This window comes from Halomonas sp. NO4 (genome assembly GCF_010994375.1).
Taxonomy (GTDB): domain Bacteria; phylum Pseudomonadota; class Gammaproteobacteria; order Pseudomonadales; family Halomonadaceae; genus Halomonas.
In genome coordinates this window covers 59279-80356 of record NZ_WHMA01000001.1, presented here as the reverse complement: position 1 = coordinate 80356, position 21078 = coordinate 59279, and the positions used below count along the sequence as shown (strand labels likewise).

The 21078-nt window shown below is 66.7% G+C and carries 18 protein-coding genes; 5 read left to right on the top strand and 13 right to left on the bottom strand.

All coding sequences use genetic code 11. From position 1 onward, the window contains the following. Nucleotides 1-120 precede the first annotated feature (120 nt). Nucleotides 121-1026: a ribokinase gene (locus FEF15_RS00360; RefSeq protein WP_163557105.1), complete on the top strand. Its 906-nt coding sequence runs from the start codon at nucleotides 121-123 to the stop codon at nucleotides 1024-1026. Between the two features lie 45 nt (nucleotides 1027-1071). Then, complete coding sequence (locus FEF15_RS00355) at nucleotides 1072-2016, top strand: nucleoside hydrolase (RefSeq protein ID WP_163557104.1); 945 nt, start codon at nucleotides 1072-1074, stop codon at nucleotides 2014-2016. Between the two features lie 10 nt (nucleotides 2017-2026). Here the strand turns inward: FEF15_RS00355 and yccX are convergent, their stop codons facing one another. Further along, complete coding sequence (gene yccX, locus FEF15_RS00350) at nucleotides 2027-2299, bottom strand: acylphosphatase (protein WP_163557103.1); 273 nt, start codon at nucleotides 2297-2299, stop codon at nucleotides 2027-2029. Nucleotides 2300-2505: 206 nt separating this feature from the next. Here yccX and FEF15_RS00345 point away from each other — a divergent pair, with 206 nt between their 5' ends. After that, entirely contained in the window at nucleotides 2506-3546 is a 1041-nt protein-coding gene (locus FEF15_RS00345; RefSeq protein WP_163557102.1) for a Glu/Leu/Phe/Val dehydrogenase, read from the top strand. A gap of 30 nt (nucleotides 3547-3576) precedes the next feature. Here the strand turns inward: FEF15_RS00345 and FEF15_RS00340 are convergent, their stop codons facing one another. Further along, nucleotides 3577-4476 carry a YihY/virulence factor BrkB family protein gene (locus FEF15_RS00340; protein WP_163557101.1) on the bottom strand — a complete coding sequence of 300 codons (900 nt, stop codon included), beginning with the start codon at nucleotides 4474-4476 and terminating at the stop codon, nucleotides 3577-3579. Nucleotides 4477-4608: 132 nt separating this feature from the next. Here FEF15_RS00340 and FEF15_RS00335 point away from each other — a divergent pair, with 132 nt between their 5' ends. Then, on the top strand, nucleotides 4609-5685 hold the full coding sequence (locus FEF15_RS00335) for a bifunctional nicotinamide-nucleotide adenylyltransferase/Nudix hydroxylase (RefSeq protein WP_163557100.1): 1077 nt from the start codon (nucleotides 4609-4611) through the stop codon (nucleotides 5683-5685). On the opposite strand, the gene FEF15_RS00330 is transcribed toward FEF15_RS00335, so the two are convergent. From FEF15_RS00330 to FEF15_RS00305, 6 genes are all read right to left on the bottom strand, one after another. After that, nucleotides 5682-6599 (bottom strand): LysR substrate-binding domain-containing protein, encoded by a 918-nt coding sequence (locus tag FEF15_RS00330; RefSeq protein WP_163557099.1) that lies wholly within the window; start codon nucleotides 6597-6599, stop codon nucleotides 5682-5684. The genes FEF15_RS00335 and FEF15_RS00330 overlap by 4 nt on opposite strands. A 98-nt stretch (nucleotides 6600-6697) precedes the next feature. After that, on the bottom strand, nucleotides 6698-8116 hold the full coding sequence (cls, locus tag FEF15_RS00325; protein WP_163557098.1) for a cardiolipin synthase: 1419 nt from the start codon (nucleotides 8114-8116) through the stop codon (nucleotides 6698-6700). Between the two features lie 107 nt (nucleotides 8117-8223). Beyond that, nucleotides 8224-9729, bottom strand: a complete 1506-nt coding sequence (locus tag FEF15_RS00320; protein WP_163557097.1) for a fumarate hydratase — start codon at nucleotides 9727-9729, stop codon at nucleotides 8224-8226. Nucleotides 9730-9968: 239 nt separating this feature from the next. After that, nucleotides 9969-11996 carry an excinuclease ABC subunit UvrB gene (gene uvrB, locus FEF15_RS00315; protein WP_163557096.1) on the bottom strand — a complete coding sequence of 676 codons (2028 nt, stop codon included), beginning with the start codon at nucleotides 11994-11996 and terminating at the stop codon, nucleotides 9969-9971. A gap of 18 nt (nucleotides 11997-12014) precedes the next feature. Next, a complete protein-coding gene (locus FEF15_RS00310; RefSeq protein ID WP_163557095.1) occupies nucleotides 12015-12440 on the bottom strand; it encodes an OsmC family protein in 426 nt (141 codons plus the stop codon). Between the two features lie 18 nt (nucleotides 12441-12458). Further along, nucleotides 12459-12656, bottom strand: coding sequence for a hypothetical protein (locus tag FEF15_RS00305; protein WP_163557094.1), 198 nt, complete (start codon nucleotides 12654-12656; stop codon nucleotides 12459-12461). Between the two features lie 151 nt (nucleotides 12657-12807). Between FEF15_RS00305 and FEF15_RS00300 the strand changes: the two genes are divergently transcribed. Continuing rightward, entirely contained in the window at nucleotides 12808-13842 is a 1035-nt protein-coding gene (locus FEF15_RS00300; RefSeq protein ID WP_163557093.1) for a folate-binding protein YgfZ, read from the top strand. 107 nt (nucleotides 13843-13949) lie between these two features. Here FEF15_RS00300 and FEF15_RS00295 read toward each other — a convergent pair whose 3' ends face one another. From FEF15_RS00295 to FEF15_RS00275, 5 genes are all read right to left on the bottom strand, one after another. After that, on the bottom strand, nucleotides 13950-14753 hold the full coding sequence (locus tag FEF15_RS00295) for a TatD family hydrolase (protein ID WP_163557092.1): 804 nt from the start codon (nucleotides 14751-14753) through the stop codon (nucleotides 13950-13952). A gap of 6 nt (nucleotides 14754-14759) precedes the next feature. Further along, entirely contained in the window at nucleotides 14760-16352 is a 1593-nt protein-coding gene (gene prfC / locus FEF15_RS00290) for a peptide chain release factor 3 (protein ID WP_163557091.1), read from the bottom strand. Between the two features lie 396 nt (nucleotides 16353-16748). Further along, the gene (locus FEF15_RS00285) at nucleotides 16749-17864 is read right to left on the bottom strand and encodes a Fic/DOC family N-terminal domain-containing protein (protein WP_163557090.1); all 1116 of its coding nucleotides are present in this window, start codon (nucleotides 17862-17864) and stop codon (nucleotides 16749-16751) included. A 195-nt stretch (nucleotides 17865-18059) separates the two neighbouring features. Then, nucleotides 18060-20084 (bottom strand): ASKHA domain-containing protein, encoded by a 2025-nt coding sequence (locus FEF15_RS00280; protein ID WP_163557089.1) that lies wholly within the window; start codon nucleotides 20082-20084, stop codon nucleotides 18060-18062. Nucleotides 20085-20131: 47 nt separating this feature from the next. Further along, nucleotides 20132-21046, bottom strand: a complete 915-nt coding sequence (locus FEF15_RS00275; RefSeq protein WP_163557088.1) for a dihydropteroate synthase — start codon at nucleotides 21044-21046, stop codon at nucleotides 20132-20134. Between the last annotated feature and the right edge of the window lie 32 nt (nucleotides 21047-21078).

The window sequence follows — 21078 nt, the reverse complement described above, 5'->3', positions numbered from 1 at the left end:
GGAGGGATTTATGGAAAAGTAGATAACGGTATAAGTCCTTATTGAAGCCCATCGAGGTTGCAGCCAACGTTGCCCCCCTCGATACTCGAAACAGCACGCCAATCAACCACGGAATGGGCCATGCTGCACAACATCGGGTCGATCAACCTCGACCATGTCTATCGAGTCCCGCACCTGGTGCGGCCGGGCGAGACGCTGGCCAGCCACGACTACCATGTCGGCCTCGGGGGCAAGGGCGCCAACCAATCACTGGCCATGGCACTGGCCGGCGGCGAGGTGTCCCACTGGGGGCGCATCGGCCGCCAGGATGCCTGGGCGCGCGACATCCTCGCCCGGGCCGGCGTCAACGTCACCTTTACCGAGCTGGTCGATGCCCCCAGCGGGCACGCCATCATCCAGGTCGACGATCACGGCGAGAACGCCATCCTTCTCTTCCCCGGCGCCAACCACGGCTTCACGGCAACCGACATCGACGCGCTGTTCGACGCCTGCGAACCCGGCGACTGGATTCTCACCCAGAACGAATGCAGCGCCCTGCCCGATCTATTCTCTCGGGCTCGCCAGGATGGCGTGCGCCTCGCTTTCAACCCGGCACCCATGAGCGATGCCATCACCCAGCTGCCGTTGACCGCCTGCGACCTGCTGTTCGTCAACCGCGGTGAAGCCGCCTGGCTGGCCGGCGTGGAAGAAGGCGTGCCCGCCGAGCAGCTGCTCGCGGCCCTGCATGAGCGCCTGCCGGAGACCGCCACCGTACTGACGCTGGGCAACGACGGCGCCTGGTACCAGCACGGGACCACCCGCCACCACCAGCCGGCGCTGGCGGTGGAAGCCGTCGACACCACCGCCGCGGGCGACTCCTTCATCGGATACTTTCTGGCCCGGCTACAGGCGGGCGACGCCCTGCCGCGCTGCCTGGAGGTTGCCGCCACCGCCGCAGCCCTCGGCGTCACGCGCCCCGGCGCCGCGGAGAGCATTCCCGGCCGCGCCGATGTCGAGCAAGCCCTGCGCTACGGCATTGGCGGCTGAGCGCCCAGCCCGTCACTTGCACCCACCCACGATCAAGGAGCCAACGTGTCGCATCCGATCATCTTCGATACCGACCCCGGCGTCGATGACGCCCAGGCCATCGCCATCGCCCTGCGTCATCCCGAGATCGAACTGCTCGGCCTGACCACCACCTACGGCAACGTCGACGTAGCCACTGCCACCCATAACGCCCTGCTACTCGCGCAACTGGCCGGACGCGACGACGTGCCGGTGGCTCAGGGCGCCGCCGGCCCGCTGGTCAAGGCACGCCATCCGGCGCCAGCGCATATCCACGGCGCCAACGGCCTGGGCGACATTACCCTGCCCGAGGTAACCGGCCAGGCGGATCCGCGCAGTGCCGCGCAGTTCATCGTCGACACCGTGAACGCCCGACCCGGTGAGGTGACCCTCGTTTCCGTGGGGCCGGTGGGCAATCTGGCCGCGGCATTGCAGCTCGACCCGGCGCTCACCGAGAAGGTCAAGCGCGTGGTGGTCATGGGCGGCTCGATCCGCGAGGGCGGCAACGTCACCCCGGTGGCCGAGGCCAACATGTTCAACGACCCCGACGCCGCATCGCGGGTGCTGACCGCCGGCTGGCCACTGACCCTGGTGGGCCTGGACGTCACCCACCGCTGCGTGCTCGATGAATCGCACATGGCGCGCATCGCCGTCGGCCAGGGCGAACTGGGCCGGGTGCTGGCCGGCAGCTACGCCTTCTACCGCGACTTCTATCGTGAATTCTTGGGCATCGACGGCTGCTGCCCCCACGACAGCTGCGCACTGGCCTGGCTGCTTCGCCCCGACCTCTTCACCACCGCCCCGGGGCACCTCAACGTGGTGACCCGCGGCGAGGCCGAGGGGCAGACCGTCTTCGCCCCCGAAGGTCGCGCCTTCATCGCGCCGCGCTGGTCGCAGACCCCGCTCGTCGAAGCCTGCCTGGAAGTGGATGGCGATGCCGTGGTGGAGTGGATCGCGGCCACGCTGGAGTAAGGGCCTGGCGTCACAGAGTGACGAAGGTATCCGGATCACGCGGCTCGAGGGGTTCGAACTCGACGTGGGTGACCTGGGCATTGGGTGGCCCCTGCCAGAGCCAGGTGGCCACCTGGTTGACGGCCTCCCCGTCGCCGCACAGCAACACCTCCACGCGGCCATCCGGCAGGTTCTTGGCATAGCCGGTGACGCCGTGCTGCAACGCCTGTTCCTGGGTGGCCCGGCGGAACCACACGCCCTGTACCTTGCCCGTGACCACGGCCTTGACGCAACGCTTGCTCATCGCAACACCTCCCTGATGGACTCGCCTCCCCGTTCTAGCATTCCCGCCGGCCGGGGACCAGGGTTCCCGGCCCTGCGCGAATGCTCTAAGCTTTAGCCAGGGCAGGTCATCGCCACAAGCACCGACCGCCCCGGGAAGCCCACCCCGCTTCCGACCGCCCTGACCGGGCACAACAACAACGTCCGTCCTCACAAGGGAGACACGCCATGCCGGTCTTTGACCACCCCGAGTTCGACCACCATCAGCAGATCGTCTTCGGCAGCGACGAGGCGAGCGGCCTGCGCGCCATCATCGCCATTCACGACACCCGCCGCGGCCCCGCCCTGGGCGGCCTGCGCATCTTCCCCTATGCTGGCGAAGCCGACGCCCTCACCGACGTACTGCGCCTCTCGCGGGGCATGACCTACAAGTCGGCACTGGCCGACCTGCCGCTGGGCGGCGGCAAGGCGGTGATCATCGCCGACCCGCGCCGCGACAAGACGCCCGAGCTGCTGCGTGCCATGGGGCGCCTGGTCGACTCGCTTGGCGGAGGCTACATCACCGCCGAGGACTCCGGCTCCAGCGAGGCGGACATGCGCCTGATTCGGGAGGCGACCCCCCACGTCAGCGGTCTGGGACGCCAACCGGGCGAATCCGGAGATCCCTCTCCCTTCACTGCCTGGGGCGTGTTCTGCGCGCTGACGAGTGCGGTGCACCACGGCCTGGGCCGCGATACCCTCGACGGCCTGCGCGTGGCCATCCAGGGCGTAGGGCACGTGGGAGCGCATCTCGCCCGCCACCTGCATGCGGCCGGTGCCAGCCTGGTGCTCACCGACGTCAATCGCGAGGCCCTTGCCCACCTCGCCGAGGAACTGGGCGCCGAGAAAGTCGCCCCGGATGCCATCTTCGACGCCGAGGTCGACCTCTTCGCCCCTTGCGCCATGGGCGCGGTGCTCAACGCCGAGGTCATCGACCGCCTGAAGGCCCGGGTCGTGTGCGGCGCTGCCAACAACCAGCTGGCCACCCCCGACATGGCCGAGCGCCTGCATGAGCGCGGCATTCTCTACGCCCCGGACTACGTGGCCAATGCCGGCGGCGTCATAGAGGTGGAGTGGCAGCAGCGTGGGCACTACACACGCGAGGCGGTGATGGCCCATGTCGAACGCATCCGCGATACCCTCGACGAGATCTTCGCCCGGGCCACGGCCGAGCAGATCAGTCCCGCCTCCATCGCCGACCAGCTGGCGCGCGAGCGACTCGCGAGCTAGGAGCGAAGCCGGGCGGCCATGCCGCCCGACTCAAGTGTCCAGCAGCTCACGACGCACCACTACCGCCGTGTTGCGCGGCACGATACGCTGCCCGCGCGCCAGCAGATGGCTGCGCGTCAGGGCGGCCCCGAAGAGCAAAATCAGCGAGCTGTAGTAGACCCACAGCAGGATCACCACCACTGAGCCCGCCGCCCCGTAGGTCGAGGCCGTGGCCGTGTAGGCGAGATAGGCCGCGATGAGACTGCGCCCGATCGTGAACAGCAGGGCCGTCACCACGGCACCCACCGCGACGTCGCGCCAACTCAGCACCACGTCGGGCAGGATCTTGAAGATCGTCGCGAAGAGCACCGAGATCATCGCCAGGGCAATGAGAAACTCTGCCCCCTGAGTGAGCGCCCCGACGAAGGGCAGCAGTTCGCCCGCCAGCTGCAGCAGCGCCCGCATCACCACGCCGAGCACCAGGGTCACCAGCAGGATCACCCCGATGGCCAGCACCACGGTCAGCGACAGCAGACGATTCTTGAGAAAGATGAGCAGGCTGTTGCTGCTCGGCCTCGCGGTGACGCCCCACAGGGTGTTCAGCGAGAATTGCAGCTGGGCAAATACCGCCGTCGCCCCCACCAGCAGCGCCCCGATGCCCAGCACGCTGGGCAACAGCCCGCTCTCCTCGATGCGCGAGGCCGCCACCGCCTGTTCGATGGCCAGCGCCGCCTCGCGGCCCAGGGTCCCCTGCAGCTGGGCGACGAGCTGGCCCTGCGCCGCCTCCTCGCCGAGCACCACGCCGATCACCGTGACGGCGATGATCACCGTCGGGGCCAGCGAGAAAAGCGTGTAGAACGCCAGCGAACCGGCATAGCTGAAGGCGTTGCGCTGTACCCAGTGCGCGGCGGCCTCGTGGACCACGCGATACCAGAAGCGTAGGAATTCCATGGCGGCTCTACTCCTTGTCGGTACGCCGGACGTGGCGGGTCAGAGCCCGGCGACGCGGCCAGGGTAGCGCATTGCAGCGGCCCGAGCTGCCCCCCATAATGGCCCACCCACGCCGCCGCGAAGGAATCGCCGATGCCTGACGACGCCCCGGAATTCGACTGCCTGGTCTTCATCGGCCGTTTCCAACCGCCGCATCTGGGCCATCTGGCGGTGATCCACGAGGCGTTGCGCCATGCAGGTCAAGTGATCGTGCTGGTGGGATCGGCCTGGCAGGCACGCTCGCTGCGCAACCCCTGGCGCTTCGACGAACGCCAGGCCATGCTGCGCGGCTGCTTCGACGAGGAGGAGAACGCGCGCCTGGCCATCGTGCCGCTGCTCGATGCGCTCTACAACAACGACGTCTGGGTGCGCGACGTGCAGCGCAAGGTACGCGACATCGCCGGTCCGTACCATGCGCGACTGCCGCGCATCGGCCTGATCGGCGCCAGCCGCGGTCAGTCCAGCTACTACCTGTCGCTGTTCCCGCAGTGGGAGTCGGTGAGCGTGCCGCTGGTCGAGGGGATCACCGCCAGCCAGATCCGCGAGCGCCTGTTCCGCTCCCCCTCCTCCGCGGCGGACTACCTGAGCACCGGCGCCACCCACGACCTGCCGCCCGGCGTGTGTGACGCCCTGCGCGACTTCGTCGACAGCGACGCCCACCGCCAGCTGCTGGAAGAGCAACAGCTGCTCGAGCAGTATCGCCAGGCGTGGGCCCAGGCCCCCTACCCGCCCATCTTCGTCACCGTCAATGCCGTGGTGGTCCAGTCGGGGCACGTGCTGCTGGTCAAGCGCACCGCCGCCCCTGGCAAAGGCCTCCTTGCGCTGCCCGGCGGCTTCATCAACCCGCATGAACGTCTGCTGGATGCCTGCCTTCGCGAACTGCGCGAGCGGGTACGACTCAAGGTGCCGGAGCCGGTGCTCAAGGGCTCGCTGCGCGGCCAGCGCCTGTTCGACGAGCCACACCGTAGCTGGCGTGGGCGCACCCTGGCCGAGGCCTTCTACTTCGCCCTGCGGCCCGACCAGCAGCTTCCCCGGCTCAAGCCGGTCAAGGGCGGCGATCACGCGCGCTGGGTGCCGCTGGCCGAGCTCGAACCGGAGGGCCTCTTCGAGGACCACTTCTTCATCATCCAGAACTTTCTCGGCCTGCCTGCCGATTTCAGCGGGACTTAAGCCTGCAGGAAGTCGCGAGGCAACTTCATCATCTGCCGCCACAGCTTCTCCACACCCGGCTTGTGCACCAGCGAGCAGCGGTAGAGACGAATCTCCAGCGGCACGTCCCACTGCTCGCCGCCGGCGCGCACCAGGCGCCCGCTGTTGAGTTCCTCACGGATACAGAAGTCGGGAATCCACGCGAGTCCCACGCCCTGCAGCACCATGCCTTTGAGGCCCTCGGCCATGGCGGTCTCGTAGACCGTGCGCAGGCGCAGGCGCAGCGGGTCGTTCTTGAGCAGCATGCGCACGCTGCGCCCCAGGAAGGCGCCCTGGGTATAGGCAAGGTAGGGAATCGGCACCTGGCTCTCGAGGCTGTAGCGCGGCGCGCCACGATCGTCCGGAAGGCTCACCGGTACCATCTTGACCTGGCCGATGGAGAAGGAGGGAAACACCTCGGCGTCGAGCTGCATGGTGGCGTACTGGTCATGGTAGGCGAGCATCAGGTCGCAGTTGCCTTCGCGCAGCACGTGGATCGCCTCACCCACGTTCATGGCCACCAGGCGCGTGGGTAGCTCGCCGAGCCCCTCCTGAAGCCGCGAGATCCACTGCGGATAGAAGCTCAGCGCCAGTGAATGCGCCGCCACGATGTCCAGCGCCTCGCGCGCCATGGAGAGCCCGCGCAGGTGGCCAAGGCACTCGTTGAGCTGCTCGACGAGGTTGCGCGCGGTGACCAGGAACAGCTGCCCCTCGGGAGTGAGGTTGACCGGCGTGGTGGAGCGGTCCACCAGGGTCACGCCCACCGCCTGCTCCAGCGAACGGATGCGCCGACTGAAGGCCGGCTGGGTAACATGGCGCTGGCGGGCGGAGGCGGAAAAGCTGCGGGTATTGGCCAGGGCGACGAAGTCTTCCAGCCATTTGGTCTCGAGGTTCACCGTGACTCCGATGACGGGCGTGGACAGGGGACGGGCAGCGCCCGGCGCGGCATCAAGCGCCGACTAATGTACCCCAGCGGCCAGACGAACCCAAGCGGCTACTGGATCGGTGAGGTCAGGTAGGCGGCACGCGACACCAGCTTGCGCCACAGCGGTCGGTTGCGGAGCTCGTCGTAGCCGATGCGCCGGCAGGCGGCGAAGTCGCGCTCGAGCATCAGGCGCACCTCGGCGGCGAAACGCCGGTCGGGAATGAAGGCGGTGATCTCGAAGTTGAGCCGGAAAGAGCGATTGTCCAGGTTCACCGTGCCCACACAGGCCGTACTGTCATCGATGAGCATCACCTTCTGATGCAGGAAACCCGGCTGGTAGCGGTATACCTTGACGCCGGCGCGCACCATTTCGGGCAGGAAGGCGAACGCCGAGAGAAACACCAGCAGGTGATCCGGATGTTCGGGGATCATGATGCGCACGTCCACCCCGCGCATGGCGGCGAGGCGCAGCGCATCCTGCACGCCCTGGTCGGGCACGAAGTAGGGGCTGGTCACCCACAGGCGCTCGTGGGCGCTGTGAATGGCATGCTGGACCAGCAGGCTCGCCGTCTCCTGGCGGTCCGCCGGTCCCGATGGAACGATCACCACGTTCTGCGACTCCGAGCAGACCACCTGCGGCTCCCAGTTGAGCCCGATCACCTCCCCCGTGGCCCAGTGCCAGTCCTCCCAGAACGCCTCCTGCAGCCCCAGCACACTGGGGCCGGTGAGTTTGAGATGGGTATCGCGCCACGGGCCATGGCGTGGATGCTGGCCGAGGTACTCCACACCCACGTTGAACCCGCCCAGCCAGCCTTCCCGACCGTCGACCACCAGCACCTTGCGGTGGTTGCGGAAATTGAGCTGAAAGCGGTGCTTGAAGCCCCGCGACGAGCGGAAGGCGCTGACCTGCACACCCGCCTCGGCCAGCTCACGCAGGTAACCCTCGGGAAGCTTGCGACTGCCCATTTCGTCATACAGAAAGTAGATGCGCACCCCGCGCTCCGCAGCGTGCAGCAGACGCGCCTGGAGCTCGAGCCCGAGGGCATCCTGGCGCACGATGAAGAACTGCACCAGCAGATAGTCCTCGGCGGACTCTATGCCGGCAAACAGGCTGTCGAAGGTCGCACGCCCATCGATCAGCAGCTCGGCCCGGTTGCCCCGTGTCAACGGCATCATGGCCAGCTGCTCCACGGCCCGCGAATCCGGGTCGCGGGCATCGGCCAGATAGGGATCGATCTGTTCGCGGTAGCGCGCCAGGACGCGGCGCAGCACGGTATCGCGCTCGCCACGCGCGGTGACGTAGCCGTAGAAGCGCGGCCGACCGAAGAACCAGTAGGCGGGCACCGCCAGGTAGGGAAAGGTGACCAGCGAGATGATCCAGGCCACGGCGCCCTGGGAGGTACGACTGGACATGAGCGCCATCACCGCCGAGACGACACCCAGCAGGTGCACGAGGAAAATGGCCAGGCCCATCAGCCAGGACGTCATGCGCGCTCCCTGTAACGCACTCCTAGAAAAAACAGCGTTCTACAGCATAACCAAACGTCAGCGGCCCCGCCAGATGACGGGGCCGCTCGCGGGGTGCCTCAGCGGAATCAGGCGCGCTCGGCGATGATCTCCTTCCACTTGGCCGGGCCGGTCTGGTGCACCGAGGTGCCCTGGCTGTCGACCGCCACGGTGACCGGCATGTCCTCCACCTCGAACTCGTAGATGGCCTCCATGCCCAAGTCCTCGAAGCCGACCACACGGGCCTGCTTGATCGCCTGGGCGACCAGGTAGGCGGAGCCACCCACCGCCATCAGGTAGACCGCCTGGTTGTCGCGAATCGCCTCGATGGCCGCCTCGCCGCGCTCGGCCTTGCCGACCATGCCCAGCAGGCCGGTCGCCTCGAGCATGGTGCGGGTGAACTTGTCCATGCGCGTCGCCGTCGTGGGGCCGGCCGGACCCACCACCTCGTCGCGTACCGGATCCACCGGGCCCACGTAGTAGATAAAGCGGCCCTTGAGGTCCACCGGCAGCGGCTCGCCCTTGGCGATCATGTCGACCATGCGCTTGTGGGCGGCGTCGCGGCCGGTGAGCAGCTTGCCGTTGAGCAGCAGGGTGTCGCCGGGATGCCAGCTGCGCACCTCCTCCGGCGTCACGCTGTCGAGGTCGACGCGCTTGACGTTGTCGCCCGCCTCGCGGGTGATCTCCGGCCAGTCCTCCAGCTTGGGCGCCAGCAGCGCGGCGGGGCCGGAGCCGTCCAGGGTGAAGTGGGCATGGCGGGTGGCCGCACAGTTGGGGATGATCGCCACCGGCTTGTTGGCGGCGTGGGTCGGGTAGTCCTTGACCTTGATGTCAAGCACCGTGGTCAGCCCGCCCAGGCCCTGGGCGCCGATGCCGCTCTTGTTGACCTTGTCGAAGAGCTCCAGGCGCAGCTCTTCGGCGCGATTGGACGCGCCGCGGGCCTGCAGCTCTTGAATGTCGATGGGATCGAGCAGCGCCTCCTTGGCAATTTCCATGGCCTTCTCGGCCGTGCCGCCGATGCCGATGCCCAGCATGCCGGGCGGGCACCAGCCGGCGCCCATCTTGGGCAGTTGCTCCATCACCCAGTCGACCACGCTGTCGGAAGGATTGAGCATGGCGAACTTGGACTTCGCCTCGCTGCCCCCGCCCTTGGCGGCCACATGCACCTCGACGGTGTCGCCGGGCACCAGCTTGTGGTGGATCACCGCCGGGGTGTTGTCCTTGGTGTTCTGGCGCTTGCCGTCGGGGTCGGCCAGCACCGAGGCGCGCAGGACGTTGTCGGGCAGTTGGTAGGCGCGGCGCACGCCCTCATTGATCATGTCGTCGAGGCTCATGTCCGCCTCGAAGCGCACGCTCATGCCCACATGAACGAAGACGGTGACGATGCCGGTGTCCTGGCAGATCGGGCGATGGCCGGTGGCGCACATCCGCGAATTGATCAGAATCTGAGCAATGGCATCCTTGGCCGCCGGGTTCTCCTCGCGCTCGTAGGCCGCCGCCATGGCGTCGATGAAGTCCTTGGGATGGTAGTAGGAGATGTACTGCAGGGCATCGGCGACGCTGTCGATCAGGTCGTCCTGGCGGATCACGGTCATGGGCAAGGAACTCCTTGGCATTGTCGGCATGCCCGCTCTCGAGGCGGCGTCACGGCCAGCGCGGCGGGCTCGAACGGAGGCGGATTATAGCGCACCTGCCGCCCTGCCGGCAGCGCCTTTCCACCAATGAAGGTGAGCCTGGTCTGAGCCGACGAAAGATAACGGTATAAACCAGGCCCGGCAGGCAGGAAGATGCAGGGTATCGGCGGCGCGGCGGATCTCGGGCCCCTCGGGCACCGTCAGACGGCTCCCAGAGTCAGCTGGCGCTCCTTGAGCTCATGCAGCCGGTCGCGAAGTCGCGCCGCCTCCTCGAACTCCAGGTTCTGGGCCGCCTCGTGCATGGCGTCCTCCACGCGGGTGAGCTCGCGGCGGAGTTGCTCGGGTGACAAATCGGCGGGGTCGTAGATCGCCGCGCCCTCTGCGACCTTGCGCTCGCTCTTGCGCCCCTTGCCCTTGCGTCCCGGCGCCTGGGCAGCCTCCATGATGTCGGCCACCGAGCGGGTGACGGTCTGCGGGGTGATGCCGTGCTCCTCGTTGTGGGCCCTCTGCTTGGCGCGACGCCGCTCGGTCTCGTCGATGGCGCGACGCATGGAGTCGGTCACCCTGTCGCCATAGAGGATCGCCTTGCCATGGGCGTTACGTGCCGCCCTCCCGATGGTCTGGATCAACGAGCGCTCGTTGCGCAGGAAGCCTTCCTTATCGGCATCGAGGATTGCCACCAGCGAGACCTCGGGAATGTCGAGGCCTTCGCGCAGCAAATTGATGCCCACCAGGACGTCGAACTGGCCCAGGCGCAGGTCGCGGATGATCTCCACCCGTTCCACGGTATCGATATCGGAGTGCAGGTAGCGCACGCGCACGTCGTGCTCGTCGAGGTATTCGGTGAGATCCTCGGCCATGCGCTTGGTGAGGGTAGTCACCAGCACCCGCTCGCCCACTTCGCTGCGCAGGCGAATCTCCGAAAGCAGGTCGTCGACCTGAGTCGAGGCCGGGCGAACCTCCAGTTCGGGGTCGAGCAGCCCGGTGGGACGCACCACCTGCTCCACCCGCTGCCCTTCGTGCTCGGCCTCGTAGGGGCCGGGCGTCGCCGAGACAAAGATCGTCTGGGGGCTGATGCGCTCCCACTCCTGGAAGGTCATGGGGCGGTTGTCCAGCGCCGACGGCAGGCGGAACCCGTACTCCACCAGCGTCTCCTTGCGCGAGCGGTCCCCCTTGTACATGCCGCCCACCTGGGGAACGCTGACGTGGGACTCGTCGATGAACAGCAGTGCATCGTCGGGCAGGTAGTCGAAGAAGGTGGGTGGCGGCTCGCCTGGATTGCGCCCCGAGAGGTAGCGCGAGTAGTTCTCGATGCCGTTGCAGTAGCCCAGTTCCAGCATCATCTCGATGTCGTAGAGGGTGCGCTGCTCCAGGCGCTGCGCCTCCACCAGCCGCTCGTGCTGCCTGAGCCACGCCAGGCGTTCGACCAGCTCCGCCTTGATGGCATCGATGGCCCCCAGGATGGTCTCGCGGGGCGTCACGTAGTGCGACTTGGGGTAGATGGTCATGCGCGGCACCTGGCCCCGCACCTCGCCGGTGAGCGGATCGAAGAGGCGGATCGAGTCGATCTCGTCGTCGAAGAGCTCGACGCGCACCGCCTCGTCCTCGGCATCGGCGGGATAGATGTCGATGACATCGCCGCGCACCCGGTAGGTGCCGCGCCGGAAGTCCATGTCGTTGCGGGTGTACTGCAGCTCCGCCAGGCGGCGCAGGAAGGTGCGCTGGTCGATCAGCTCGCCCCGGGTGAAGTGCAGGCGCATCTTGAGGTACTGGTCGGGGTCGCCCAGGCCATAGATCGCCGACACCGACACCACGATCAGGGCGTCGCGGCGCTCAAGCAGTGCCTTGGTGGCGGAAAGGCGCATCTGCTCGATGTGGTCGTTGATGGAGGCGTCCTTCTCGATGAAGGTGTCCGACGAGGGCACGTACGCCTCGGGCTGGTAGTAGTCGTAGTAGGAGACGAAATACTCCACGGCATTGTCGGGGAAGAACGACTTGAACTCGCCGTAGAGCTGGGCGGCCAGCGTCTTGTTGGGCGCCATGACGATGGTCGGGCGCTGCAGGCGCTCCACCAAGTTGGCCATGGTGAAGGTCTTGCCGGAGCCGGTGACACCGAGCAGGGTCTGGTGGGCGAGCCCGGCTTCCAGCCCGGTCACCAACCCGTCGATGGCCGTGGGCTGGTCGCCGGCGGGCTGGAATTTCGACTGCAGGCGAAACGGCTTGTTCATGACGTCTCCGTGGCCGGCTCAGCTGTGAGCCAGATCATCGGCGGTGCGGGTGGTGACCTCGACAGTGGCGCCGGTCATGAGGCGATGGATCGGGCACTTGTGGCTGATCTCCTCGAGCCGCGCCTGCTGCTCGGGGTCATCGATGCCGTGGAACGACATCACCACTTCGAGTCGATACACCCCCTTGCGTTCCTCGCTGTCGTCACGGTTGACTGTGACGCTGATGCCGTCGAGCGGCCACTTCTTGCGCTGGGCATACATCTGCGCGGTGATCGCCTTGCAGGCCCCCAGCGAGAGGTCGAAGTAGTCATGGGGGTCCGGTGCCGTGCCCTCACCGCCGTAGGCCTTGGGCACATCAACGTAGAGCTCGTCGAAGCCGTCGATCTCGACGCGCTGACGGAAGACGTGGTTGCGTTCGCTGGTGACCTGAATGGCCTTCTTCATGACGGGACCTCGGCTGGCTTATTCGACATCGATGGGCAGTTTGAGGGCACGCACCGCCCGGATCAGGTCGTCGTGGCGCACGCGCCCCTCGATCTCGGCACCGTGTCGGCCAACCTCGACACTCTCGACGCCGTCGAGCATCATCAACGCCGTGGTGATGCGGTTGATCTGCTCGGCGTCGGTAACGCCCTTGAAGGTGAGCGACTGGTAGGCCATGAACGAACTCCGGACTGCACGGATTGCAGGGAAAGGGGCAGTCTAGCATGGCGGTGACTGGCCGACAGCCGGTTGCAATTCCCGTCGAACGCCCGCATACCCATACAGCAACCGGTGATTTCCCCGAGATGACGAGACTGGAGCCCGAGGCATGAACGACTGGATTGACGCCTTGCACGGACATCGCACAAGCGACGACCGCGTGGCATTCGACGTCGACGACGCCACCCGGCTGGCGCTGGACGGCACCGTGGTGTGCCCGCTGGTGCACCTGGGCGTGATCGACGTGCACGGCGCCGATGCCGAACGCTTCCTGCAGGGCCAGGCCAGCGCCCAGGTCAGCCTGGCCAACGGCGAGTTTGCGCCGCTCACCGTCTTCTGCACCCCCAAAGGGCGCATGCTGGCCAACGCCCAGCTTCTGCGCGTGGCTCCGGACCACTATCGGCTCCTGCTGCATCGGGGGCTGGTGGCTCCCCTCGCCGACCACCTCGGCAAGTTCGCCGCCTTCTACAAGGCAGAGCTCGAGCCCCGCGACGACCTGGCCCTCATCGGCCTGATCGGCAAGGAAGCCGAGGCACTCGCTGAGGTGCGCCTCGACCTGGTGCCGCCGCCGGTGTGGCATCAGGCCGGGGACGCAGATGTCCAGTTGCTCACCCACCCGGGGCCGCGCCCCCGGCAGTTGGTCTGCCTGCCCGCGGAGCGCGCCGAGGCGGCCGTCACGCAACTTGCCTCCCAGGCCACCCTGGTGGGCAACGCCGCCTGGTGCCTGCATGACATCCAGGCAGGGCTCTACTGGCTGACACCGCATCACCGCGACGCCCTGCTGCCGCAGATGATCAACTGGGAAGCGCTGGGCGGCATCAGTTTCAAGAAGGGGTGCTACACGGGACAGGAGGTGGTGGCGCGCGCCCATTTCCGCGGCCAGGTGAAGAAGCGCCTGTTCCGCGCCCAGTTGGAGGGCGACAGCCTGCCCGCTCCCGGCGCCGCGGTGACGGACGCCAACGACAAGGCCCAGGGCGAGGTGCTCGCCGCCGAGCTCGACGCCTACGGCCAGGCGGAGATCCTGGCCGTGCTCAGCACCAAGGAGGAGATCGGTCCGCTTAGCGTCGACGGCCAGCGGCTCAAACCGCTGAAGTTGCCCTATGCGGTGGAACGACTGGACCCGGAAGAGCTGGCAGCCCGGTAAACCGAACTAAGCTTTGTCCGAAAAGTCGTCGAGCGATGGTCAGACAAGGCAAAAATCGGTGAAAAGACGGAGTTTACGTGGTGTAAATGAGTACTTTGAGCCGATTTTTAACGCCGTATGACCGAGCGCAGGCAGTTTCCAGACAAAGCGTAGTCCAGACCGAACACCCGCTTGGCCGTGGCAGTGCTATTCGCCGCCACCTGCCCCTCACTCTCACCGCGCAGCTTCGCCACCACGCGGCACACCTCGGTGATGCGCGCCGGTTCGTTACGCTGGCCTTGATAGCCGCACAGCGGCATGTCGGGGCTGTCGGTCTCGAGTACGAAGCCATCCTCGGGCAGGCGCTTGACCGCGCGCCACAGGCGCTGGGCGCGCTCGTAGGTGACCGCACCGCCCAGGCCGACGACGAAGCCGAGGTCGAGAAACTTCCACGCCTGATCCGGGGAGCCGGCAAAGGCGTGGATCAGCCCGCCGGCGGGGAGGTCGAGCTGACGCAGTCGCTTGGAGACCTGGTCGTTGGCATGCACGCAGTGGATCACTGCCGGCAGCTGGCGTGACTTGGCCAGGCGCAGCTGAGCGTTAAACAGTGCCCACTGGTCATCCAGCGTCTCCTCGAAGCGCGCGTCGATACCGCACTCTCCCAGCGCCTGCACTTCCGGATGTTCGTCGAGCATGCTGGCCAAGGCCTCGGCATCGCCCTCGCCATGTTCGTCCATGAAACAGGGATGCAGCCCCAAGCAGACGCTGACATCAGCCCGCGCTCCCAGCGCCAGCACGCCCGGCCAGCGCGCCCGGGTCGTGCCCGGCACCACGTAGTGGCCGACGCCCGTTGCCCTGGCCCGCTCGAGCACCGCCTCGCGGTCGGCGTCGAAGTCGGGAAAGTCCAGATGGCAGTGGGCGTCGATGAGCATAGGGGATCAGTGCTCCCGGGTGGGCTGGAAGCGGATCTCCGGCCAGCGCTCCTGGGTCATCTGCAGGTTGACCCGCGTCGGGGCGATATAGGTCAGGTAGCCGCCGCCATCGATGGCCAGGTTGGCGCTCGCCTTGCGCTTGAACTCCTCGAGCTTCTTGGCATCGTCGCAGTAGATCCAGCGCGCCGTATGGACGTTCACGCCCTCGTAGAGGCAGTCGACCTTGTACTCCTCCTTGAGGCGGTGGGCGACTACGTCGAACTGCAGCGTTCCCACGGCGCCGAGGATCAGGTCGTTGTTGTCCAGCGGCATGAACACCTGGGTGGCGCCCTCCTCGGAGAGCTGCTGCAGCCCCTTCTGCAGCGCCTTCATCTTCATCGGGTCCTTGAGGCGCACGCGCTTGAAGAGCTCCGGCGCGAAGTGCGGGATGCCGGTGAAGCGCATGGTCTCACCCTGGGTGAAGGTGTCGCCGATCTGGATTGTGCCGTGGTTGTGCAGGCCGATGATGTCGCCGGGCCAGGCCTCCTCCACGTGAGAGCGGTCGGAGGCCATGAAGGTGAGGGCATCGGCGATCTTGACGTCCTTGCCGATGCGCACGTGGCGCATCTTCATGTTCTTCTCGTACTTGCCCGAGCAGACGCGCAGGAAGGCGATACGGTCGCGATGGTTGGGGTCCATGTTGGCCTGGATCTTGAACACGAAGCCGGTAAAGCGACCGTCCTCCGCCTCCACGATGCGAGTGTCGGTCTCCCGCGGCTGGGGTGTCGGCGCGTATTCCACGAAGCCATCCAGCATCTCGCGCACCCCGAAGTTGCCCATGGCGGTGCCGAAATAGACCGGCGTCAGCTCGCCGCGACGGTAGGCGTCCAGATCGAATTCGTGGGAAGCCCCGCGCACCAGTTCCACCTCCATGCGCAGCTCCTCGGCGAGATCCTCACCGAGCACCTCATCGACTTCGGGGTTGTCGAGCCCCTCGATGCGCTTGTCCTCGGGAATCCGGCTGCCCTGCCCCTGGGTGTAGAGGTGAATCACGTCGTTGTAGAGGTGATAGACGCCCTTGAAGCGACGCCCCATGCCGATCGGCCAGGTCATGGGCGCACACTGGATATTGAGCACCTCTTCCACTTCGTCCATCACCTCGACGGGGTCGCGCACCTCGCGGTCGAGCTTGTTGACGAAGGTGAGGATCGGCGTGGTGCGCAGGCGGCAGACTTCCATCAGCTTGATGGTGCGCGCCTCGACGCCCTTGGCGCCGTCGATCACCATCAGCGCCGAGTCCACCGCAGTGAGGGTGCGGTAGGTATCCTCGGAGAAGTCCTCGTGGCCGGGAGTGTCGAGCAGGTTGACGATCCGCCCACCGTAGGGGAACTGCATCACCGAGGTGGTCACCGAGATGCCGCGCTCCTGCTCCATCTTCATCCAGTCGGAGGTGGCGTGGCGATCGTCGCGCTTGCTCTTCACCGAGCCGGCGAGCTGGATGGCGTTGCCGAACAGCAGCATCTTCTCGGTAATGGTGGTCTTGCCCGCGTCGGGGTGCGAGATAATCGCGAAGGTACGTCGCAGCCCGACTTCCCGGGCCAGGGTGGAGGAGTCCGCCATGGAGTTGCGTATCGCCGTCTGTGCGGTGCCGGCGATAGCCGGCACCCTGCGTGAATGGACCAGTGGCGGCATTCTAAGCCTTCACGGGCAGCAGTTGTAGGGCCGGCTGTGCCGTCGACAGGTTCAGGAGGAGGTGCGCTGGTGACGGAGACGCCGGCCGCCATGGAAGGCAGCGGTGCTTTTTTTCATCGCCGGCGGTCTCACACAAACTCGCTGCACAGCGCGAAGCATCACAGCTCATCGGCGATGGGAGACCACGTCTTGCCGCGGGTACGCAGCTTCAGCCCCAGGGTACGCTTGATCGGCTTGTCGCTCACGCGTAGGCGACAACGATGCTTGTGGCTCATATTTTGGCAAAAATGATCCACAAGATCTATTGTGGCTCACCGATGATCCTCAAAACGCCTCTGCCCCTTCGGCGATATTCAACAGCGCAGGAAAACACAGTACGGCGGCCCGGCGCCCGCTGGCTTCCATCAGGTCACGCAGTACCGACTCTCGGCGCAGAAGTGACAGGATACGCTTGGCCGTGCCTTCCGGAATGCCCGCGCTGGTCACGAAATCCGAGCTTTTGAAGATCGGCCGCTCGAAGATCCAGTCCAGGGCCAGAATGGCATACTGCGATCGCGTCAGCTCCGGCAGCTCGCGCTTCATACGCTCGTACAGATCAAGGATCTGGGTGGCGCGCCGCTGGTTCTCCTCTGCCTGTGACTGCACGGCTTGGAGGAAGAAGCGGCACCAGCCCGTCCAGTCGCCATCGCGGGAGACCGCAAGCAGCCGGTCGTAATACTCATCGCGGCTGGATTCGAAGAAGGCGCTGATATAGAACATTGGCCGCTGTATCAGTCCCGACTGCCACATGAACAGCGGCACCAGCATTCGCCCAAGCCGACCATTACCGTCCAGAAAAGGGTGCAGGGCCTCAAACTCCGCATGCAGAATGGCCAGCTGCACGAGACGGTCGGGTGCCTCCGAATGGGCATAGCGCTCCCAGGCACTCATGGCATCCGGCAACTTCTCGGCCGAGATGGGAACGAAGCGAGCCTGCTCGATACTGCAGCCAGCGGGTCCAATCCAGTTGGGAATGCGGCGATAGGCCCCTGGTGACTTGCCATGGCCTCTCACCCCGGAGAGCAGCACCTTGTGCGCCTCGAGGATGACGCGCTGGGACAATGGCAGCTCCTGCAGCAGTTTCTCTGCCTGGCGCACTGCGGCACGGTAGTTCTGGATCTCCTGGATGTCGGCACGGCGGTCGGGGCTCAGTTCAGGCTTGCCCCCTTCCGCCTCGAACTCCAGCACCTCACCCATGGTGGCCTGAGTGCCTTCAATGCGCGATGACAGCACCGCCTCCTGAGTCGTAAGAGGCGAGAGCAGCACCGACGCATTGGGGATGGCCGCCAAGGTACCGTCATAGCGCGCTACGGCTGCAGACGCTGGCCCCAGCAGAGGAATGAGCTGAGGCCAATCAAGCTGTTCGGGCGGGAAATCACCCAGATGGTAGTTAACGGCCATGACTGATTCACTTCTCCCTGTGCTTTGCTTCCTGCCACGCGCCCACTCACCTCTCAACATTATGCGCATGTTACGTCAGGGATGACGGGGGTGCGAGCGACCTCTCACGACACCTTGATGAGTCGCCATTAGTCACAGGGAACAGCCACGCCAGAACATAGCAGGTGACAATTCAGTTGCGGTTATGGGGAAGCCTCAGACCCGCTGACGCCGCCGGCGCCGGCCGCGGCGCACCGCGTTGTCGGTCTCCTCGGTGATCGCCGGCAGGCTCACGTGGGCACTGAGCTGCGGGAAGAGATCGTGACGGTGCGGGATCGCCATGGCATCCACGAAGTGCTGTTGGAAGCGCGGCTCGGTGGCCGTCTCGACCTTCTCCACGCGGCGCACCACTTCCTCGATCTCGCGGCGCGCCTTGCGGCTGAGCAGGGCGATGCGCGCCCCCGTGCCGGCGGCGTTGCCGGCCGAGGTGACATGCTCGAGATCACAGTCGGGGATCAGCCCCAGGATCATGGCGTACTTGACGTCGATGTGCGCACCGAAGGCGCCGGCGAGGCGAATGTGATCGACGCGCTGGGTGCCGAACTGCTCCATCAGCAGGCGGATGCCCGCGTAGAGCGCTGCCTTGGCCAGCTGGATGGCGCGGATGTCATTCTGGGTGATGGCCAGGGTGCGGCTGTCGTCGCGATGCAAGACGTAGGAGAAGGTGCGCCCGTCGGCCACGATGCGCTCGCTGCGCGCCGCCAGGCCACCCTGCACGACGCCCTCCGGGGTGATGATACCGGCCAGGTACAGCTCGGCGACGACCTCGATGATGCCCGAACCGCAGATGCCGGTGACCCCATGTGGCGCCACGGCCTCGGCGAATCCCGGCTCGTCGGACCACTGCTCGCAACCGATCACCCGGTAGCGCGGCTCGAGCGTCAGCGGGTCGATGCGCACCCGCTCGATGGCTCCGGCGGCGGCGCGCTGCCCTCCGCTGATCTGCGCGCCCTCGAAGGCCGGGCCGGTGGGGCTGGAGCAGGCCAGCAGCCGGTGGCGGTTGCCCAGCACGATCTCGGCGTTGGTGCCCACGTCAACCAGCAGCATCAGCTCCTCGCCCAGGTAGGGGGTCTCGGAGAGGATCATGCCGGAGGTATCGGCCCCCACGTGCCCGGCGATGCACGGCAGGCCGTAGACCCGAGCGTTGGGGTGGATGACCAGGTCCATCTCGGTGGCCCAGAGCCCGTCGATGGCCTCGTCGGTGGCCAGCGCGAAGGGCGCCCCGCCCAGCTCCACCGGATCGATGCCGAACACCAGGCTCTGCATGATCGGGTTGCCGACAACGGTGGCCTCGAGGATGGTCTCCACGGCGACGCCCGCCTCGTCGGCCAGCGCCAGCGTGAGCGCGTTGATGGCCTCGCGCACCGAGCGTGTCATGGCGACCTCGCCACCGGGATTCATCATGAGGTAGGAGACCCGGCTCATCAGATCCTCGCCGTAGCGAATCTGCGGGTTCATGCGTCCGGCGGAAGCGACCACCTCGCCGGTCTGCAGGTGGCACAGATGGGCGGCAATGGTCGTGGAGCCCACGTCCACCGCCATGCCGTAGACCTGCGACTGAAAACCCGGCCACACCCCAATGAGGCGTCGATCGTCGTGGACCGCCACGGTCACGCCCCAGTCTCCCTGGCGCAGGGCCGTCTGCAGCTGCTGGATCACGCGGATATCGGTTTCGAGGCCATCCAGGCTCCACTCTCGGGTCAAGGCCTCCTTGAGGCGGCGCAAGTCGGAGGCCGGCACATTCATGTCCGGCGGCGGCACTGCCACGTAGTAGAGGCGCACGATAGGATCGAGCGCGATATCCAGCACTTCGGCGCGCTTGCGCACGACCTGGCGGTACACCTGGCTCATGGCGGGCACGTCGATCACTGCGTCGCCGAGCAGCTGGGTCGAGCAGCTCAGGCGGCGACCGGCCCGCAGCGGACCGCGGCGCGTCTCCCAGGCCCGCTCGGTGTCACTCTTGGCAGTGAGGTGGTCCGGCCACGACGCGACGCCGTGCTTGGCGAAGTGCCCCTCGCAGAGGTCCACCTGGCAGCGGCCGCACAGGCCTCGCCCGCCGCACACCGAATCGATGTCGACCCCCAGCGCGCGGGCGGCCTCCAGCACCGGGGTCCCCACCGGGAAGCGCCCACGGCGACCGGAAGGGGTGAAGACGACGAGCGCCTCGCGTGCTTCATACATGGAAACCTCCCCGCCGCCGGGCATGGTGATGGCGTGGCAAACCGGCTTCAGGTGGTGGCACGGCGACGGCGGGTCTGGCGCCGCCCGCGCCCTTCGGCGCCGTCCGCCCCCATCGCCGGTGGCTCGCGGAAACGCTTGATCCAGCGCATGCAGTCGGGGTCGTGGCCCATCATCACGTCGGCGCCCAGGATCGAGGTCATGATCTCGCTGTGCAGCGGGTTGGTGATCGCCGAGGTCAGCCCCGAGGCAATGGCCATGCTCACGAACGCCGCATTGATGCCGTTGCGGTTGGGCAGGCCGAAGCTGACGTTGGAAGCGCCGCAGGTGGTGTTGACCTTGAGCTCCTTCTGCATGCGATGACACAGGGCAAAGACCTGGCGGCCCGCCGTGCCCACGGCGCCGATCGGCATCACCAGCGGGTCGACCACCACGTCGCAGGCGGGAATGCCGTGATCGGCGGCGCGCTCGACGATCTTCTTGGCGATGGCGAAGCGCACGTCCGGGTCCTGGGAGATGCCCGTCTCGTCGTTGCTGATCGCCACCACGGCCGCGCCGTGCTTTTTCACCAGCGGCAGCACCGCCTCGAGGCTTTCGTCCTCCCCGGTGACCGAGTTGACCAGCGCCTTGCCCTTGTAGACGGACAGGCCCGCCTCCAGCGCCTTGATGATCGAGGAGTCGATGCACAGCGGCACGTCGGTGAGCGACTGCACCAGCTCGATGGTCTGGGCCAGGATCGCCGGCTCATCGGCCAGAGGAATGCCGGCGTTGACGTCCAGCATGTGCGCGCCGTGGGCCAGCTGGTCCTCCACGTCCTTGACCACGCGCGAGTAGTCGCCGGCGGCCATTTCCGCGGCCAGCTGTTTGCGCCCAGTGGGGTTGATGCGCTCGCCGATGACCACGAAGGGCCGCTCGAAGCCAATCACGACTTCCTTCTTGTGCGAGCTGATGACGGTATCGGTCATGATGCTTCCTCGGTGGTGGTGTCTGGTCGTTG

Bases quoted from the DNA above. Each gene is read 5' to 3' on its own strand.
- FEF15_RS00360 (WP_163557105.1), top strand. From the start codon at position 121: ATGCTGCACAACATCGGGTCGATCAACCTCGACCATGTCTATCGAGTC.
- yccX (WP_163557103.1), bottom strand. From the start codon at position 2,299: ATGAGCAAGCGTTGCGTCAAGGCCGTGGTCACGGGCAAGGTACAGGGC.
- FEF15_RS00345 (WP_163557102.1), top strand. From the start codon at position 2,506: ATGCCGGTCTTTGACCACCCCGAGTTCGACCACCATCAGCAGATCGTC.
- FEF15_RS00340 (WP_163557101.1), bottom strand. From the start codon at position 4,476: ATGGAATTCCTACGCTTCTGGTATCGCGTGGTCCACGAGGCCGCCGCG.
- FEF15_RS00335 (WP_163557100.1), top strand. From the start codon at position 4,609: ATGCCTGACGACGCCCCGGAATTCGACTGCCTGGTCTTCATCGGCCGT.
- cls (WP_163557098.1), bottom strand. From the start codon at position 8,116: ATGACGTCCTGGCTGATGGGCCTGGCCATTTTCCTCGTGCACCTGCTG.
- FEF15_RS00320 (WP_163557097.1), bottom strand. From the start codon at position 9,729: ATGACCGTGATCCGCCAGGACGACCTGATCGACAGCGTCGCCGATGCC.
- uvrB (WP_163557096.1), bottom strand. From the start codon at position 11,996: ATGAACAAGCCGTTTCGCCTGCAGTCGAAATTCCAGCCCGCCGGCGAC.
- FEF15_RS00310 (WP_163557095.1), bottom strand. From the start codon at position 12,440: ATGAAGAAGGCCATTCAGGTCACCAGCGAACGCAACCACGTCTTCCGT.
- FEF15_RS00305 (WP_163557094.1), bottom strand. From the start codon at position 12,656: ATGGCCTACCAGTCGCTCACCTTCAAGGGCGTTACCGACGCCGAGCAG.
- FEF15_RS00300 (WP_163557093.1), top strand. From the start codon at position 12,808: ATGAACGACTGGATTGACGCCTTGCACGGACATCGCACAAGCGACGAC.
- FEF15_RS00295 (WP_163557092.1), bottom strand. From the start codon at position 14,753: ATGCTCATCGACGCCCACTGCCATCTGGACTTTCCCGACTTCGACGCC.
- prfC (WP_163557091.1), bottom strand. From the start codon at position 16,352: ATGGCGGACTCCTCCACCCTGGCCCGGGAAGTCGGGCTGCGACGTACC.
- FEF15_RS00285 (WP_163557090.1), bottom strand. From the start codon at position 17,864: ATGGCCGTTAACTACCATCTGGGTGATTTCCCGCCCGAACAGCTTGAT.
- FEF15_RS00280 (WP_163557089.1), bottom strand. From the start codon at position 20,084: ATGTATGAAGCACGCGAGGCGCTCGTCGTCTTCACCCCTTCCGGTCGC.
- FEF15_RS00275 (WP_163557088.1), bottom strand. From the start codon at position 21,046: ATGACCGATACCGTCATCAGCTCGCACAAGAAGGAAGTCGTGATTGGC.